This window comes from Phytohabitans sp. LJ34 (assembly GCF_052068095.1).
Classification (GTDB): domain Bacteria; phylum Actinomycetota; class Actinomycetes; order Mycobacteriales; family Micromonosporaceae; genus Phytohabitans.
The window spans coordinates 63,947-79,388 of the sequence record NZ_JBQHDG010000024.1; the positions used below are offsets into that span (position 1 = coordinate 63,947).

Annotated in this window: 12 protein-coding genes; 5 read left to right on the forward strand and 7 right to left on the reverse strand. The window is 73.0% G+C overall.

What is annotated here, in order from left to right; all coding sequences use genetic code 11:
- Positions 1 to 504 precede the first annotated feature (504 nt).
- Positions 505 to 3,114 (reverse strand): family 78 glycoside hydrolase catalytic domain, encoded by a 2,610-nt coding sequence (locus ACTMTJ_RS35400; protein ID WP_441223047.1) that lies wholly within the window; start codon positions 3,112 to 3,114, stop codon positions 505 to 507.
- 107 nt (positions 3,115 to 3,221) lie between these two features.
- Between ACTMTJ_RS35400 and ACTMTJ_RS35405 the strand changes: the two genes are divergently transcribed.
- Genes ACTMTJ_RS35405 through ACTMTJ_RS35425 form a run of 5 tightly spaced genes read left to right on the forward strand, consistent with a single transcriptional unit; the run spans position 3,222 to position 6,976 of the window.
- Positions 3,222 to 4,466 (forward strand): Tm-1-like ATP-binding domain-containing protein, encoded by a 1,245-nt coding sequence (locus ACTMTJ_RS35405; RefSeq protein WP_441223048.1) that lies wholly within the window; start codon positions 3,222 to 3,224, stop codon positions 4,464 to 4,466.
- A 3-nt stretch (positions 4,467 to 4,469) separates the two neighbouring features.
- Positions 4,470 to 5,297 carry a phosphoenolpyruvate hydrolase family protein gene (locus tag ACTMTJ_RS35410; protein ID WP_441223049.1) on the forward strand — a complete coding sequence of 276 codons (828 nt, stop codon included), beginning with the start codon at positions 4,470 to 4,472 and terminating at the stop codon, positions 5,295 to 5,297.
- Between the two features lie 6 nt (positions 5,298 to 5,303).
- Positions 5,304 to 5,726 (forward strand): cupin domain-containing protein, encoded by a 423-nt coding sequence (locus ACTMTJ_RS35415; RefSeq protein WP_441223050.1) that lies wholly within the window; start codon positions 5,304 to 5,306, stop codon positions 5,724 to 5,726.
- Positions 5,726 to 6,118 carry an AraC family ligand binding domain-containing protein gene (locus tag ACTMTJ_RS35420; protein WP_441223051.1) on the forward strand — a complete coding sequence of 131 codons (393 nt, stop codon included), beginning with the start codon at positions 5,726 to 5,728 and terminating at the stop codon, positions 6,116 to 6,118. The genes ACTMTJ_RS35415 and ACTMTJ_RS35420 overlap by 1 nt, the downstream gene beginning before the upstream one ends.
- 3 nt (positions 6,119 to 6,121) lie before the next feature.
- The gene (locus tag ACTMTJ_RS35425) at positions 6,122 to 6,976 is read left to right on the forward strand and encodes an NAD-dependent epimerase/dehydratase family protein (RefSeq protein ID WP_441223052.1); all 855 of its coding nucleotides are present in this window, start codon (positions 6,122 to 6,124) and stop codon (positions 6,974 to 6,976) included.
- A gap of 289 nt (positions 6,977 to 7,265) precedes the next feature.
- Here the strand turns inward: ACTMTJ_RS35425 and ACTMTJ_RS35430 are convergent, their stop codons facing one another.
- The 6 genes from ACTMTJ_RS35430 to ACTMTJ_RS35455 all read right to left on the reverse strand — a co-directional run bounded on the left by ACTMTJ_RS35430 (position 7,266) and on the right by ACTMTJ_RS35455 (position 15,439).
- A complete protein-coding gene (locus ACTMTJ_RS35430; protein ID WP_441223053.1) occupies positions 7,266 to 8,519 on the reverse strand; it encodes a M20 metallopeptidase family protein in 1,254 nt (417 codons plus the stop codon).
- 74 nt (positions 8,520 to 8,593) lie between these two features.
- Positions 8,594 to 10,021, reverse strand: coding sequence for an alpha/beta fold hydrolase (locus tag ACTMTJ_RS35435; protein ID WP_441223054.1), 1,428 nt, complete (start codon positions 10,019 to 10,021; stop codon positions 8,594 to 8,596).
- Positions 10,022 to 10,066: 45 nt separating this feature from the next.
- Complete coding sequence (locus ACTMTJ_RS35440) at positions 10,067 to 12,853, reverse strand: glycoside hydrolase family 2 TIM barrel-domain containing protein (protein WP_441223055.1); 2,787 nt, start codon at positions 12,851 to 12,853, stop codon at positions 10,067 to 10,069.
- Positions 12,850 to 13,653, reverse strand: a complete 804-nt coding sequence (locus ACTMTJ_RS35445) for an aldo/keto reductase (RefSeq protein WP_441223056.1) — start codon at positions 13,651 to 13,653, stop codon at positions 12,850 to 12,852. Before ACTMTJ_RS35445 ends, ACTMTJ_RS35440 begins: the two co-directional genes overlap by 4 nt.
- A gap of 5 nt (positions 13,654 to 13,658) precedes the next feature.
- Complete coding sequence (locus ACTMTJ_RS35450) at positions 13,659 to 14,555, reverse strand: carbohydrate ABC transporter permease (protein WP_441223057.1); 897 nt, start codon at positions 14,553 to 14,555, stop codon at positions 13,659 to 13,661.
- Positions 14,555 to 15,439, reverse strand: a complete 885-nt coding sequence (locus tag ACTMTJ_RS35455) for a carbohydrate ABC transporter permease (RefSeq protein WP_441223058.1) — start codon at positions 15,437 to 15,439, stop codon at positions 14,555 to 14,557. Before ACTMTJ_RS35455 ends, ACTMTJ_RS35450 begins: the two co-directional genes overlap by 1 nt.
- Positions 15,440 to 15,442 lie beyond the last annotated feature (3 nt).

Consider the following 15,442-nt stretch of genomic DNA (forward strand, 5'->3'; position numbering starts at 1 on the left):
TCGGGGTCAGGGTGACTCCGTCGTGGTGCCTCGAGCTTGAGTTTGCCCGGGTCGTGTCAGCTGCGGACCGCCGCTCCCGCCGGAGACCGCGCGGGTCGGCGGCGAGCTGGCGCTCGCCGAGATCCCCGACCCACGCTGCCAGGTCCGCGCCGCAAGCCCACGGTGTCGAGCTTTGTCGGGCGGATGCCCGCGGCCCGCTCCCGGCCGGCGGCTCGCGGAGCGGGTGAGGCCGCGGGAGCAGCGGTCGGGACCACGACGGACATCGCGGTAGCTCAAATCTGCCTAGCGGACCTGGCTGGACAGGGTGTGCGCGGATGCCTTTGCTCTGCTTCCCCATAGTGGGCGCCCACGCCCAGGGGCCACTGAACCGCCGGCCGCCCCCGATAGGGAAGCAGAGCAAAGGCGTCCCCGGACACCTCACCCACGCCTGGCCGCCGGCCCGGGGAAGGCCGCACGCACAACCGGGCAGCGGGTGAGCGCGACCCACCGCGTACGGGTGACGCGCTACGCGGGCATGCGGGCCGGGATCGGTGCGTGCGGCGCGGTGGCCTTGTGGATTCCCGGGCCGAGCGGGCGCGGCTCCTCCCCCGGCACGTCGAGAAGGGCGGTCGTCCCGACCGGCACCGTCACCTCCACGTGGAGCGTGCCGCCGTCCAGGGTCCAGGCGATCGCGGCGCGGCCGTACGGCGTGTCGTGTGCCGCGGAGGCGTGCGTGAGCCCGCCGCCCGGCCGCGGGCGGAAGAGGATCTCGCGGTAGCCGGGCGCGGCCGGCGCGAGGCCGGCGGCCGTCCGATGTAGCCAGTCGGCGATCGCGCCGAAGGCATAGTGGTTGAACGACGTCATCTGGCCCGGGTTGACCCGGCCGTCGGGCAGCAGGCTGTCCCAGCGTTCCCAGATCGTGGTCGCGCCTCGCGTCACCGGGTAGAGCCACGACGGGCACTCCCGCTGGAGCAGCAGGTCGTACGCCCGCTCCAGGTGGCCGGACAGGGTGAGCGCGTCGGCCACGAGCGGGGTGCCGAGAAAGCCGGTGCCGATCCGGTTGCCGCCGGCCGCGACAAGCTCGGCCAGGCGCTCGCCGCACGCCTCGCGGTCGGCCAGGGGCACCAGCCCGAACACGATCGTCATCGCGTAGGCGGCCTGGGTGTCGCTGGTGAGCCGGCCCGGCCCGGTCACGTACCGCCGCTGGAACGCGCGCCGCACCTCGGCGGCCAGCCGGGCGTACCGCTCCGCGTCGGCCGCCTCGCCGAGCACCTCGGCGGTGTCCGCGAGCCGCCGGGCGGACCAGGCGAAGTACGCGGTGGCCACCAGGTGCTTGTCGGTGGCCGCGGCGGCCGGATCGTCCGGCGGCGCGCTCGGGTCGAGCCAGTCGCCGAGCTGGAAACCCTCGTCCCACAGCCGGTCCGGGCCGGCGAGCCGCTCGACCAGGTCGACCCACGCCTTGGCGCTCGGGTACTGGCGGGCGAGCAGGCCGGTGTCGCCGTAGCGCTCGTACAGCGTCCAGGGCAGCAGCACGGCCACGTCGCCCCAGCCGGCGCCGGGCCGGATCGGGGTCCACATGTGGTGGGCCGGGATGACCGGGACGTACCACGGCACGGTGCCGTCGGGCAGCTGCTCGGCGGCCACGTCGGCCAGCCAGGAGGCGAGCATGCCGGCGCAGTCGTACAGGTAGGCGGCCGTCGGGCCGAACACCTGGATGTCGCCGGTCCAGCCGACCCGCTCGTCCCGCTGCGGGCAGTCGGTGGGCACGTCGAGGAAGTTGCCGCGCATGCTCCACACCACGTTGTCGTGCAAGCGGTTGAGCAGCGGCTCCGAGCACTCGAACCACCCCGTGCGCACCATGTCGGTGTGCAGCACCAGGGCCACCACGTCGCCGGCGGCCACCGCCGCGTCGAGGTCGCCGGGCCACCCTTCCACGTCCATATAACGGAACCCGTGGAACGTGAAGCGCGGTTCCCACTCCTCGACGTCGCCACCGGCCAATGTGTACACGTCGGTGGACTTCGCGTCGCGCAGCGGCCGCCGGTACAGCTCGCCGTCCTGCGTCACCTCGGCGGTGCGCAACGTGACGACGGTGCCGCGCGGGCCGCGGACGCGGATCCTCGGGCGGCCGACGAGGTTCTGTCCGAAGTCGAGCACCGGCCGGCCGGACGGCGTGTGGAGCACCGCCACCGGCCGCACCTCCTCGACCGCGCGCACCGGCGGGCCCGTCGGGGCGACCAATGTGGACGGATCCCGCTCCCCCACCCGCACCGGGCTCCAGCCCGCGCTGTCGTAGTCCGGAGTGGACCAGCCGGGCCGTTCCATGCGCGCGTCGTAGACCTCGCCGTCGTAGTTGCCGGTGCGCACGATCGGGCCGGGCGCCGCGCGCCAGTCGGGGCCGGTGGCGACGACCTGGCGGCCCCCGTCCGCGTACTCGATCTCGAGCTGGGCGAGCAGGGAGAGGTCGGTGCCGAAGAGGTCGCGGAAGCCGCCGCGCCAGCCGAGCCGGCCGCGGTACCAGCCGTCGCCGAGCCACGCGCCGATCGCGTTGCCGCCGGCGCGCAGGTGGTCGGTGACGTCGTAGGTGTAGTAGCGCAGCCGCCGCCGGTACGCGGTCCAGCCGGGCGACATCGCGTCGTCGCCGACCCGGCGGCCGTTGATCTCCACCTGGTAGAGGCCGTGCGCGGTGGCGTAGAGGCGAGCGGCGACCACCTCGCCGCCGACGTCGAAGGTGTGGCGGACCAGCGCCGGGCGGCGGTCGTCGGAGTCCGGCTCCTCGGGCCAGGCCGCACCGACCGGCACGGCCCGCCAGTCTCCGGGCTCCAGCAGCCCCGCCTCGACCGCCGTGGGCGGGCTCCAGCCGGAGAGCGTGCCGTCCTCGCCGCGCACCCGGACCCGCACGGCGGCCCTCTCCCGCGAACGCAGCGGCGCGCCGGGCCACGGCACGAGCAGCTGGTCGGGCGAGGCGGTGCCGGCGAGCGTGGTGCCGGCGTCGCGGACCACCTCGACCTCGTACCCGGCCTGGCGCCACCCCGGCGGGGCGTCGGTGCGCCAGGACAGCCGCGGCCGCCGCTCGCCGATCCCGAGCGCCGCGCGGTGGTGCTCGACAGTCGGCGCGTGCGGGGTAACCCTCATCTCGCCTGGTCCTCCCACTGCCGGTCCTTTACACGTTTCAAAACCATAGCGCACTGACTTTAGCCGACTGGTTGACACGTTTCAGAGATGGTTACAGGATGGGAGCCGTGACCCTACTCATACCGTCCGTCGCGCTCGTCGGCACGCTCGACACCAAGGGCGCTGAGTACCAGTGGGTGGCCGCGAGGCTGCGCGAGCTGGGCGTGGAGCCTGTCGTCGTGGACGCCGGGATCCACCCGCCGGCCGGCTTCACCGGCACAGTCTCCGTCGGTCAGGACGCGGTCGCCCGCGCCGCCGGCACCACCATCCAGGCCCTGCGCGACGGCGGCGACCGGGGCGTGGCCGTCGCCGCGATGGGCGAGGGCGCCGCTGCCGTGCTCGCCGGGCTGGCCGCCGAGGGCCGCCTCGACGGCGTGCTCGCGCTCGGCGGCAGCGGCGGCTCGTCGATCGCCGCGCGCGCGGTCCGCGACCTGCCCGTCGGGCTGCCCAAGCTGATCGTCTCGACGATGGCCTCCGGCGACGTCGCACCCTACGTCGGGGCCTCCGACGTCACGATGATGTACAGCGTCGTCGACATCTCCGGCATCAACCGGGTGTCTCGCACGGTGCTGGGCAACGCCGCCGCCGCGATCGCGGGGATGGCCACGGCGCGTTCCACGGCCGGCGCCGGTGCGGCCGAGCGGCCCCTCGTCGCCGCCTCGATGTTCGGCGTCACCACGCCCGCGGTCGACGCCGCCCGCGCCCGCCTGGAAGAGCTCGGCTACGAGGTGCTGGTCTTCCACGCCACCGGCTCGGGCGGCCGGGCCCTGGAGGCGCTGGCCCGCTCGGGCATGCTCGCCGGCGTGCTCGACCTGACCACCACCGAGCTCGCCGACGACCTCGTGGGCGGGGTGCTCAGCGCGGGACCGACCCGGCTCACCGCGGCCGGTGCCGCCGGGGTGCCGCAGGTGGTCAGCCTCGGTGCGCTCGACATGGTCAACTTCGGACCGCGGGAGACCGTGCCCACCCAGTTCACCGGCCGGACGTTCTTCGTGCACAACCCCACCGTCACGCTCATGCGCACCACCGAGGCGGAAAACGCGGAGCTGGGCCGGCGCCTGGGCACCAAGCTGGCCGGCGCGACCGGGCCGACCGTGCTGGTGGTGCCGCGCGGCGGAGTGTCGGCGTTGGACGCCGACGGTGGCGCCTTCCACGACCCGGGTGCGGACGCCGCGCTCTTCGCCGCCGCGCTGGACGCGGTGGCCGGCAGCGACGTGACGGTGCTCGACTCGCCGCGGCACATCAACGACAGCGCACTCGCGACCGACACCGCCGACCGGCTGCACGCGTTGATCACCGGGAAGGAGGGCTGAGGCATGGATCGCGCGACCGCGCTCGCCCGGCTGCGGGCCACCATCGACGCCGGGCGCCCGGTGATCGGGGCCGGCGCCGGCACGGGCATCTCGGCCAAGGCCGCCGAGGCCGGCGGCGTCGACCTGATCATCATCTACAACTCCGGCCGCTACCGGATGGCCGGCCGCGGCTCGCTCAGCGGCCTGCTGGCGTACGGCGACGCCAACCAGATCGTCGTCGACATGAGCCGCGAGGTGCTGCCGATCGTGCGGTACACCCCGGTGCTGGCCGGCGTCAACGGCACCGACCCCTTCCGGGTGATGGGCCGCTTCCTCGACGAGCTCGCCGCGCTCGGCTTCGCCGGCGTGCAGAACTTCCCCACCGTCGGCCTCATCGACGGCGTCTTCCGGGAAAACCTCGAAGAGACCGGCATGGGCTACGACCTCGAGGTGGAGATGATCCGCCTGGCCCGCGAGCGGGAGCTGCTCACCGCGCCGTACGTCTTCGACGTCGAGTCCACAGTGGCCATGACCGAGGCCGGTGCGGACATCCTCGTGCCACACATGGGCCTCACGACCAGCGGCACGATCGGCGCCAAGACGGCGCTGTCGCTGGCGGAGTCGGCGGCCCGGGTGCAGGAGATGCGCGACGCGGCCGTGGCGGTCAACCCGGACGTCATCGTGCTCTGCCACGGCGGCCCCATCGCCGAGCCGGACGACGCCGCCTACATCCTCGCCAACACCACCGGCGTGGTCGGCTTCTTCGGCGCGTCCTCCGTGGAGCGCCTGCCCACCGAGCGCGCCATCAAGCAGCAGGTCGCCGACTTCAAGTCCATTTCCATTGAGGAGTAACCCACGATGACGTCCGCCATCACCCAGCGCCGCCCGGACGAGGTGCCCACCCGCACGTTCGACTGGGGCACCATCAAGTGGCTCGTCACACCACACCTCGACGAAGGCGCCGGCCTCACCACCGGTGAGGTGATCATCTACCCGTCACAGGGCCACGCGCCGCACCTGCACCCGAACGAGGAGGAGGTCATCTACGTGATCTCCGGCGAGGGCGAGCAGACGGTCGGCGACGGGCCGGCCTTCCCCATCCGCGAGGGCGACGCGGTCTACATCCCGGCCAACACGTTGCACTCCACGTACAACACCACCTGGCGGCCGCTGCGCCTCGTCGTGGTGTACACGCCCGGCGGAGCGGAGACCGGGCTGGACGCCCTCCCGGACGCGCGCATCCTCGACCCGGGCGTTCAACCCGCGTGGCGGCAGGCCTGATGCCGGTTTACGGGCCGGGTCGCTGGCTCAACCCCGGCGACCGTCCTGAGTGGTGCGAGGTGGCCACCGCCGGCCGGTTCACGGTGCCGGTCGACGGCGGCCGCTTCGACCGCCACTACCACGACGACCACGAGATCTGGTTCGTCGCCGAGGGCAAGGGCCGCATCCTCGTCGACGGCGCCGAGCGGTACACCCAGGCCGGCGACGTCGTGCTGATCCGGGCCGGCGACCTCCACGACGTGGTCGAGGTGTACGAGACGCTGCGCGGCTTCTTCGTGGAGACCGGTCACCCGTCCGGCGGCCGGGTCGGCCACCTGCACCGCGACCCGTCGGACGCCGCCGGCCACGAGGTGCCGGCCCGCCCACTGCCGGCCGACTTCCCCGGGCGCTGACACGTGCGGCTCGCGGTCACCGGAAGCTCCGGCACGCTCGGCACGGCCACTGTGGACCGTCTCCGCGCGGACGGTCACGAGGTGCTCGGCCTCGACCTGACCGGCCCGCCGGGCGCCGGCTTCACCCGCGTCGACCTGGCCGACTACGGCCAGGCGCTCGACGCTCTGCTCGGCGTCACCGCGCGGCACACCGGGCTGGACGCGCTCGTGCACCTCGCGGCCGTCCCGGTCAACGGCCTGGTGCCCGACGCCACCACGTTCCACACCAACATGACCATCTCGTTCAACGCATTCCACGCGGCTCTGCGGGCGGGGATCAGGTCCATCGTGTACGCGTCGAGCATCACCGCGCTCGGCTTCCCGTTCGACGAGCCGCCGGCCTACCTGCCGCTCGACGAGGAGAGCGAACCGCGCGCCAACAACACGTACGGACTCGTCAAGGTCCTCGAAGAGGCGATGGCCGCGCAGCTGGTGCGGTGGCGGCCCGACCTGTCCGTCACGGCGCTGCGCTTCACCAACGTGACCGGCCCCGGCGAGTACGGCACGTTCGCCGAGCGCGCCCACGACCCGGCCTACCGCCGCGTCTTGCTGTGGACCTATGTGGACGCCCGGGACGCGGCGGCGGCCGTGTCACTCGCGCTGGACGCCGCGCGGCCGGGCTTCCGCGCGTACAACGTCGCCGCCTCCGACACCGGCCTCACCGTGCCCACCCCCGACCTCGTCGCCGGCGCCTTCCCCGGCGTGCCACTGCGCAAGGACCTGGGCGAGCACGAGACCCTGATGTCCATCGACAAGGCCCGCGCCGAGCTCGGCTACGAACCGGTCCACCTGTGGCGCGGGCGTCGGTGCCAGGAGTGACGGCCGCGAGGGATGCGAGCAGCGCGCGGTCGAGATCTAGGAGAGTTCGGGCGCTATATCAACCCTAAGTCTCCTAGATCTCGAAGTCCCGGCCCCGGGCTGGTCACGCTGCGTCAGGGTGGAGGAAAGTAGGGGTCTGCGACTGCCCGCGAAGATCCTTGAGGGCTTGTCCCGCGGACCTGGCAGTGGACGGCCGGGGATCTCGGCTCGCCCCGCGAGCCGCCGGCCGGGAGCGGTGCCCGCGGGAGCGTACGGTCCGCAGGTGACGCGGACCGGGGATATCTGCTCTCTAGGCATGGGTCCGGCTGGCCAGCCAGCCGGACATGGCGCGGACGCCGTGGCCGATCGCCCGCTCGTCCGGGGTGAAGCCGACGAAGTGCGGATAGGCCGACTCGATGGGCGCGCCGGGCGGCCGGACACCGAGAAACGTGAACGTGCCGGGCATCCGGTCTAGGAAGAGCGCGAAGTCCTCGCCGTTGAACGGGATCGAGGCGTGCAGCGTGCCCACCCGGTCGTGGCCGAGCGTCCGGCGCAGGTGCCGCCTGAGCGCGTGACCCTCCCGCTCGGAGCAGACCATGGCGGGAAACGGGTCGTCCGGGAAGTCCACAGTGGCCTCGCCGGACGACCGGGCGAGGCGGCGGATTTCCTCGCGGATCTCGACGTACCTCTTCTCCGGCCAGCAGCGGAAGGAGATCTGCACCTCGGCGCCGGAGGCCCGGGGCCGCATGAAGACGAACCTGGCCAGCGGGCCGTCCGGCACCTGGACGTCGGACACGATCCGTTCGAGGTCGGCGGGTGTGGTGGGCGGCATGACGGTGCCCAGCGCGCCGATGTCGGCGGCGAGCCGCTGCGCGCGGGTCGCCGCGTCGGGGCCGGTGAGCGTGACGGTGCCGCGGTCGAGGCCGGGTAGTCCGAACCCGGGCATGACCATGAACTGCCCGACCGGCCACGGACCGCAGTGCAGGGCGTGTATCTCCGCCGGGCGGGTGCGGGCGAACAGGCCGTCGTCGAGCATCGCGGCGGCGCCGGTGAGTGCCTCCTCGGCCGGCTGGAACACGAACACGACGGTGCCGCTGAGCCGGCGGCGCAGGCGGGCCAGCACCTCGGCGACGCCCACACCGACGGTGGTGTGGATGTCGTGCCCGCACAGGTGGGCGGCTGGGCCGGCGGCGCCACCGATCTGCCCGTCGGGCGGCACCGCGTCCATGTCGGCCCGGTAGGCGACCATCCGGCCCGGGCGGTCGCCTTCGAGGACGCCCACGACGCCGTGCCCGCCCACCCCCGTGGTGACGGCGAGGCCGGCGGCGCGCAGCCGCCGCGCGACAACCCCGGCGGTGCGCTCCTCCTGGCCGGCCGGTTCGGGATGGCGGTGGATGTCGCGGCGCAGCGCGATCCAATCGGCGTCCAATGTGGACGCCACGGCGTCCACCGAGTCGCGGTCCGGCGGCGGGCTGGCGTGCGCGGCCCGTCCGGGGATGAGTCCGGCGCCGGCGAGGCCGGCGGCGGCTCCCAGTACGGTGCGGCGGCTGAGAGGGCTCGACATGCTATGAAGGGTCCCGCGTCCCGCCGTGTGATCGCATTGCGGCTAGCCACCCTCTCCGCGTAGGGCTAGCCCTACTAGCAGGCCGTGTCGCGCACCGGGAGCCGGCCGTCCACCAGGTACGCGGTCACCGCGCCGGCCAGGCAGGCGTTGCCCTGCCCGCTGAGCAGCGGCACGTGCGTCCGCCGGTCCACGGTGACGAGTCGCGAGCCGGCGATGGCGCGGGCGGTCGCGACCGAGTTGGCCAGCGGCACCGACGCGTCGTGCAGGGCGGCGAGGACGAGCGCGGCCGGCGCCCGGTTGGTGGCCAGCGGCACGGTGTTGTCGCGGCTGAACGGCCAGAAGGCGCACGGACCGACGTTGGCGCTGGCAGGGCCGTACACCGGATAGCGGGCGCCGAGGCCGGCCAGGTCGCGGCGGTAGGTCGCCAGGTCGCGCGGCCACGCGTTGTCGCCACAGCGGAAGGCGGTGTTGACCGCGGTGTGGTTGTCGGCCGGTACGCCGGGGGTGCCGGGCAGCGCGGCGGGCCGCGGGTCGATCGGGATCGGCGGCGGGTTGCCCGCGATGATGGCGGCGAGGTTTGTCGCGACGACCGGCCAGAGGTGCGCGAAGAACGTCGCGATGACGGCGAGGGAGCCGAGCTCGCCGACCGTCCAGGCGTGCCCGCCGGCGGGCAGGGGCGCCTCGGCGAACGCCCGGCGGAACGTCTCGGCCACCTCGGCCGGCGTGGCGCCGAGCCCGAAGGTCGCGCTGTTCGCGGCGACGTACCCGGTGAAGGCGGCGAAGTTCTCCTCGAAGGCGGGGATGCGGCTCAGCTCGTACCGGCGCCAGACGAGGTCGTAGTCGGCCGGGCTGTCCAGCACGAACCTGTCCACCCGCCCCGGGAAGAGCGTGCTGTAGGCGGCGCCGAGCATCGCGGCGTACGAGCCGCCGAGGAAGGACACGCGCCGCTCGCCGAGGGCCGCGCGGATGGCGTCGATGTCGCGGGCGGCCTGCGCGGTCGTGGCGTACGGCAGCGCCCAGCCGGCGTGACGGGCGCAGGCGCGGGCGTACGCGCGCGCCTGCGCCGCGGTGTCCTCCATGGACTGGTATGTCGCGGAGCGTACCCAGAAGCCGCCCGGCTCCTCCTCCGGCTGGCCGCAGCTGATCGGGGTGCTGCGCTCGACGAAGCGCGTGTCGAACCCGACGATGTCGTACCGGGCGAGCACCGCGGGGTCGAGGACGCCGGCGAGGGCCAGCGGCTCGGGGACCCCGGCGCCGCCCGGCCCGCCGCCGGTGGTGACCAGCACGCCGCGGCGGAGCGCCGGGTCGGTGGCGGGAAGCCGGGAGATCATGATGTCGATCGTGCGGCCACCGGGGCGCGCGTGGTCGAGCGGCACCCTGACGGTGGCGCACGTCAGGCGCGCGTCCGCGACGCCCGGGCAGGCCCGCCAGGTGAGCGCCGGCTCGGCTGGCGGCACGACCGCGGAAGCGATGGCGATGGCGACGGCGGCCACGAGATGCATCCACGTCCCCCTATCTGTTCGCCTCGCACCATAGCGCCGCGACGGCTAGGCGTACAGGCGGACGCGGAACGTGTAGGGGCGGATCGGCAGCCGGTACCGCTCCGGCAGCGGCGGCCCGCAGGACGCGCTGCCCAGGCCCTGCTGGCCGTAGTCGACGTTGAGCCACACCCGGTCGGACGGGACCAGCTGCGCGGGCTTCGTGGCGCGGTCGAGGTCTTCGCTCGTCCAGCGGCGCGCGGTGAAGTCGAACCACGGGTCACCCTCGACCCGCAGCCTCGGCACACCGTCGCCGGTCAGCTCCAGCCACCGGGTCTCGATGTGGTTGCCGTTCTCCTGCGGCCACGGATAGTGGCTCTGCATCGCGTCGATGTCCGCCGCGAACAGCCCCACCCGGGCGGCCGCCTGGCTGTCCACGTAGGACTCCCCCGGCCCGCGGCCGAACCACCTGGCGCGGGTGAGCCCGGCCGGCAGCCCCATCCGCAGGCCGAGCCGCGGCAGGGTGACGGCGTGGCCGCCGATCGGGGTGTCCGTCCAGACGCCCTCGGGCGTGACCCGCAGGGTCAGCGCGACGCCCGCGTCGCCGGCCGGCTCCCAGCACATCTCGGTGCGCAGGCCGATGGCCTGGCCGGCCGGCCCGCTGCGGCCGCGCACGACAACCCGGCCGTCCTCCGTCCGGATTTCCTCCACGCGGTGCAGCATCCGGTCCAGCCCGACGGCCCGCCAGGCGCGCGTGACGTCGTTGCGGAAGCCCTGGCCGCGGTCGTTTTCGATGGGTGCGCGCCAGACGTCGAGCACCGGGCCGCTGAGGTCGAGGTCGCCGAGGCGCACGAGCTGGCCGTCGTCGAACCGGACGCCCCGGAAAGCACCCGCCGGCCGGAAAGCCCGTGCCGGTGGGACGACCGGGGCCTGGCCCCACGCGACCACGTGCCCGGCCGGCGCCCAGGCGGTCCCGGCGGCCAGCACCGCGCGGACCGTGAGCAGGTCGCCCCTCGGCGCCGGCACCGACGCCGCGTGGCGCGCGGGCACGTAGGGCGTGGGCAGCTCGCCGGCCTCGTCGCCGGCCGTCCACTCCAGACGCAGGTGGGAAAGGTCGGCGAAGTCGTACCGGTTGCGCAACCAGACCCGGCCGTCCGCGATCGTGATCTCGACCGGTTCGATAGCCTTCGCGTATTCCAGCAGGCCGGGCGAGGGGGTGCGGTCGGCGAAGAGCAGGCCGTCGAGGCAGTAGCGGCCGCCGTTGGGCAGGTGGTCGACGTCGCCGCCGTGTAACAGGCCGCCGTCCGGCGCGTGCAGGCCGTGGTCGATCCACTCCCACACGAACGCGCCGCAGAACCGTTCGTGCGCCTCCAGGATCCGCTGGTAGTCCACGAGCGAGCCGGGACCGTTGCCCATCGCGTGCGCGTACTCGCAGAGCAGGAACGGCAGCCCGCGCCGGCGTACGTCGTCGGGCGAGTCCGGCTCGACGCCCTCCGGGGTCGGCTCCCGGCGCCGTCCGATCGCCTCCAGCTCCTCCAGCGACGGGTACATCACGCTGGCGAAGTCGGAGTGCCGGTAGGAGCGGTCGCGCTCGTAGTGGACGGGGCGGCTCGGGTCGCGCTCCCTGATCCACGACTCGATCTCGCCGAAGGCCGCGCCGTGCCCGCTCTCGTTGCCCAGCGACCACACGACGACGCTGGGATGGTTCTTGTCCCGCTCGACCATCCGCTCGATCCGGTCGACGAGCGCGTCCCGCCAGGCCGGCTCGTCCGGCGGGTTGCCCTCCCAGCCGGCGTAGACGAAGCCGTGCGTCTCGATGTCGCACTCGTCGACGACCCACAGCCCGTACTCGTCGCAGAGCCGCAGGAACTCCGGATGCGGCGGGTAGTGGCTGGTACGCACGGCGTTGATGTTGTGCCGCTTCATCAGCAGGACGTCCCGCAGCATCGTCGACGGGTCGAGCGCGCGGCCGCGGTCCGGGTCGTGCTCGTGGCGGTTGACGCCGCGGAAGAGCACGGGCGCGCCGTTGACGAGCAGCCGGCCGTCCACGATGGACACTGTCCGGAAGCCGACGGCGAGGTCGATCCGCTCGCCGGCGGCCGTCAACACGCCTTTGTAGAGGCGTGGGCGCTCGGCGCTCCACGGCTCGACCGGCACGGTCACGGTCTCGCCGGTCGGCACCCGGACACCCAGCTCCGGCAGCTCCACGATGCCCGGCGGGTCGGCGTCCACGCGCAGCGTGCCGAGGCCGTCCACATAGGAGGCGTGGACGAACAAGTCGTCGACGGTGCCGCCCAGCAGCTCGACGTCGCGGAAGATGCCGGGCAGCCACCACATGTCCTGGTCTTCGAGGTAGCTGCCGGAGGACCAGCGGTGCACGCGCACGGCGAGGACGTTGCCGGCCGGCCGCACCAATCCGGTCACGTCGAACTCGAACGGCAACCGGCTCCCCTTCGAGTGGCCGAGCTCGGTGCCGTTGAGCCAGACCTTCGCGCACGAGTCGACGCCCTGGAAGCGAAGGACCGCCCGGCCGCTGTACGGCCAGTCGAAGTGGCGGCGGTAGTCGCCGGTCGGGTTCTCCACCGGCACGTGGGGCGGGTCGATGGGAAACGGGTAGGCGGTGTTGGTGTAGAGCGGGCGATCGTGGCCTTCGAGCACCCAGTGCGAGGGCACGCGCAGCCGGTCCCAGCCGCTGTCGTCGAACTCCGGTGCCCAGAACGAAGGACCGGACGCGGTCGGCGCCAGGCGGAATGCCCAGTCGCCGTTCAGCGAGAGGCGGGGCGCGTCGGAGTGAAAGTCAGCCCGCGGCCGGCGCCGCCCCTCCCCCGGCGAAAACGACTCCACGTAGGACGTCACAGCGCGGCGAAGAACCCGTCCGGGATCGGGTGCGCCGCCATCGCCTCCAGCTCGGCCAGCTGCGCCGCGCGGGAGACGCCGACCACCGTCGAGTCGATGTCCGGATTGGCGAGCGAGAAGTGCAGCGCCGCCGCCGGCAGCGGGACGCTCCACTCGCGACAGAGCGCGGTGAGCCGGTCGACGCGGGCCAGCACCTCGGGTGCGGCGGAGCGGTACGCGTACTTTCCCCCGGCGCGCGTCGAGCCGGCGAGCAGCCCGCCGCCGAAGGGCGCCGCGTTGAAGACCACCATGCCGCGCGCCTTCGCCGAGGCGATCAGCTCGGCGCCGCTCCGGTCGACGAGCGTGTAGTGGTTGTGGGTGAGCACCGCGTCGAACGCGCCGGTGCGCACGTACTCCTCGACGAGGTCGAGCGGGCCGGCGGCGATGCCGATCGCGCCGACGAGGCCCTGCTCGCGCAGCCCGACGAGCGCCTCGATCGCCCCGCCCGGCGCGGCCGCCTCGGCGAACGTGATGGTGAACGGGTCGTGCAGGTGGTAGATCGGCAGCCGGTCGACGCCGAGCCGGGTGACGGACTCCTCGAACGACCGCTTGACCCGGTCGCCGTCGAAGACCCCGGTCACCGGGTCGGCGTCGGCCTTGGAGAAGACCACCGCGGGCCCGGCCAGGCGCATCGCCTCACCCAGGACCGTCTCGCTGCGCCCCTCGCCGTAGGCGTTGGACGTGTCGACCTGTCCGAACGGCGAACGGAGCACCGCCAGCGCGAGGTCGACGTTGGACACCCGACCGGCGCCGATCGTCACCGGCCTCATCCCTTCACCGACCCCGCCGCCAAGCCCGCCATGATCTGGCGGTTGAGGAAGAGGTACAGCACGAGGATGCCGAGCACGTTGATGCTGATCGCGGCGAACAGCGGGCCGTACTGCGTCGAGCCGTACTCGTCACTGAACTGCAACAGTCCGACCTGGACGGTGGCCAGCTCGTCGCGGGTGGTGAAGGTGAGCGCGATCAGCAGGTCGTTCCACACGCTGAAGAACTCCACGAGCGCGATGGTGACGATCGCGTTGCGCATCATCGGCACCGCGATGCGGAAGAAGCTGCGCAGCATGCCGGCGCCGTCGACTGCCGCCGACTCGAAGATCTCCCGCGGGATGGCGCGCAGGTACGCCGCCATCAGGAAGACCGTCAGCGGCAGGCCCATCACCGTGTACGTGATGATGAGCGGCCACAACGTGTTGGTGAGCCCGGCCTGGAAGTAGACGGTGAAGAGCGGCACCAGGATCATCTGCCCGGGGATCATGATGCCGGCGACGAACGCGAGCAGCACCGTGCCGCGGCCCTTCCACACCATCACCTCCAGCGCGTACGCCGCGGCGACGCCGAGCAGGATCATGAAGGCCAGCGACGGCACGGTGACCAGCACGCTGTTGAGCACGTTGCGGCCCAGGCCGCCGCCGGACCAGGCCTCGGTGTAGTTGTCGAGGTTGAAGCCCTCCGGCAGCGCCCAGGTCGGCTTGCTGAAGAACTCGTCCTGCGTCTTGAACGAGCCGAGCACGAGCCACACCAACGGGTACAGCTCGACGACCACCAACAGTCCGATGAGGATCCGGACCGGCAGCCGCCGCAGCGTGCGGCCGGCCCGGCGGCGGGGTGCCGGTGTACGGGCGTGCGCCGCTCGCGCCGGCGCCTCGGTGAGCGTCGTCATCAGGCCCTCGTGATGTCGCGTCGGGCCGACCGGAACACCACGAGCGTCACCAGCAGGCACATGACCGTGAGGACGAACGCGATCGTGCTGCCGTAGCCGTAGTCGGCGTAGTTGAAGACGGTGCGGTACATGTACAGCGTCAGGGGTGTGGTCTCGCCGCCCGGCCCGCCGTTGTTGAGCGCGAGCAGGGTGTCGAAGACCTTCAGGGTGTTGTTGATGCTGAAGATGACCGAGGAGAGCAGGACGGGCAGGGACAGCGGCAGCACGACGTGTCGCACCAGCCGCCATCCCGTCGCCCCTTCCAGCCTCGCCGACTCCAGCGTCTCCTCCGGGATGTCGACGAGGCCGGCGTAGAGCAGCACGGCGTAGAAGCCCATGGAGCGCCACAGCTCCATGACGATGGCCACGACGAACGTGCCGGTGCCGGTGGAGAACCAGTCGACGGGTGACCCGCCGACCGCCTCCAGCCCGGCGTTGACCGGACCCTGCTGCTGCCCGGTCGCGAACAGGCTGTTGAACAGCAGCGCGACCGCGACCGTGGGCAGCACCGTCGGGAAGAACACCACCGTGCGGACGAACGTGGACGCCCGCCGGAGCACGAACACGTACAGCAGCGCGAGCGCGTACCCCAGCACGATCTGGCCGGCCGAGAGTACGAACGCGTACTTCAGGGTGAACCACAGCGCCGAGCGGGCCTGCGGATCCTCGGCGAAGCGGCTGAAGTTGTCGAGCCCGATGAAGTCGAATCCGCTCAGCGGGTTGCCGGTGTAGAAGGTCAGGCCCAGCGACCAGAACACCGGCACCAGCTTGACGAGCGTGTAGACGAGCAGCGCGGGACCGAGAAGGATCAGGATCGCCTTCTTGTCACCCAGGACGCTCTGCACGTG

Coding starts and splice junctions, on each gene's coding strand:
- ACTMTJ_RS35400 (WP_441223047.1), bottom strand. CDS start 3,114: ATGAGGGTTACCCCGCACGCGCCGACTGTCGAGCACCACCGCGCGGCG.
- ACTMTJ_RS35410 (WP_441223049.1), top strand. CDS start 4,470: ATGGATCGCGCGACCGCGCTCGCCCGGCTGCGGGCCACCATCGACGCC.
- ACTMTJ_RS35430 (WP_441223053.1), bottom strand. CDS start 8,519: ATGTCGAGCCCTCTCAGCCGCCGCACCGTACTGGGAGCCGCCGCCGGC.
- ACTMTJ_RS35415 (WP_441223050.1), top strand. CDS start 5,304: ATGACGTCCGCCATCACCCAGCGCCGCCCGGACGAGGTGCCCACCCGC.
- ACTMTJ_RS35420 (WP_441223051.1), top strand. CDS start 5,726: ATGCCGGTTTACGGGCCGGGTCGCTGGCTCAACCCCGGCGACCGTCCT.
- ACTMTJ_RS35450 (WP_441223057.1), bottom strand. CDS start 14,555: ATGACGACGCTCACCGAGGCGCCGGCGCGAGCGGCGCACGCCCGTACA.
- ACTMTJ_RS35435 (WP_441223054.1), bottom strand. CDS start 10,021: ATGCATCTCGTGGCCGCCGTCGCCATCGCCATCGCTTCCGCGGTCGTG.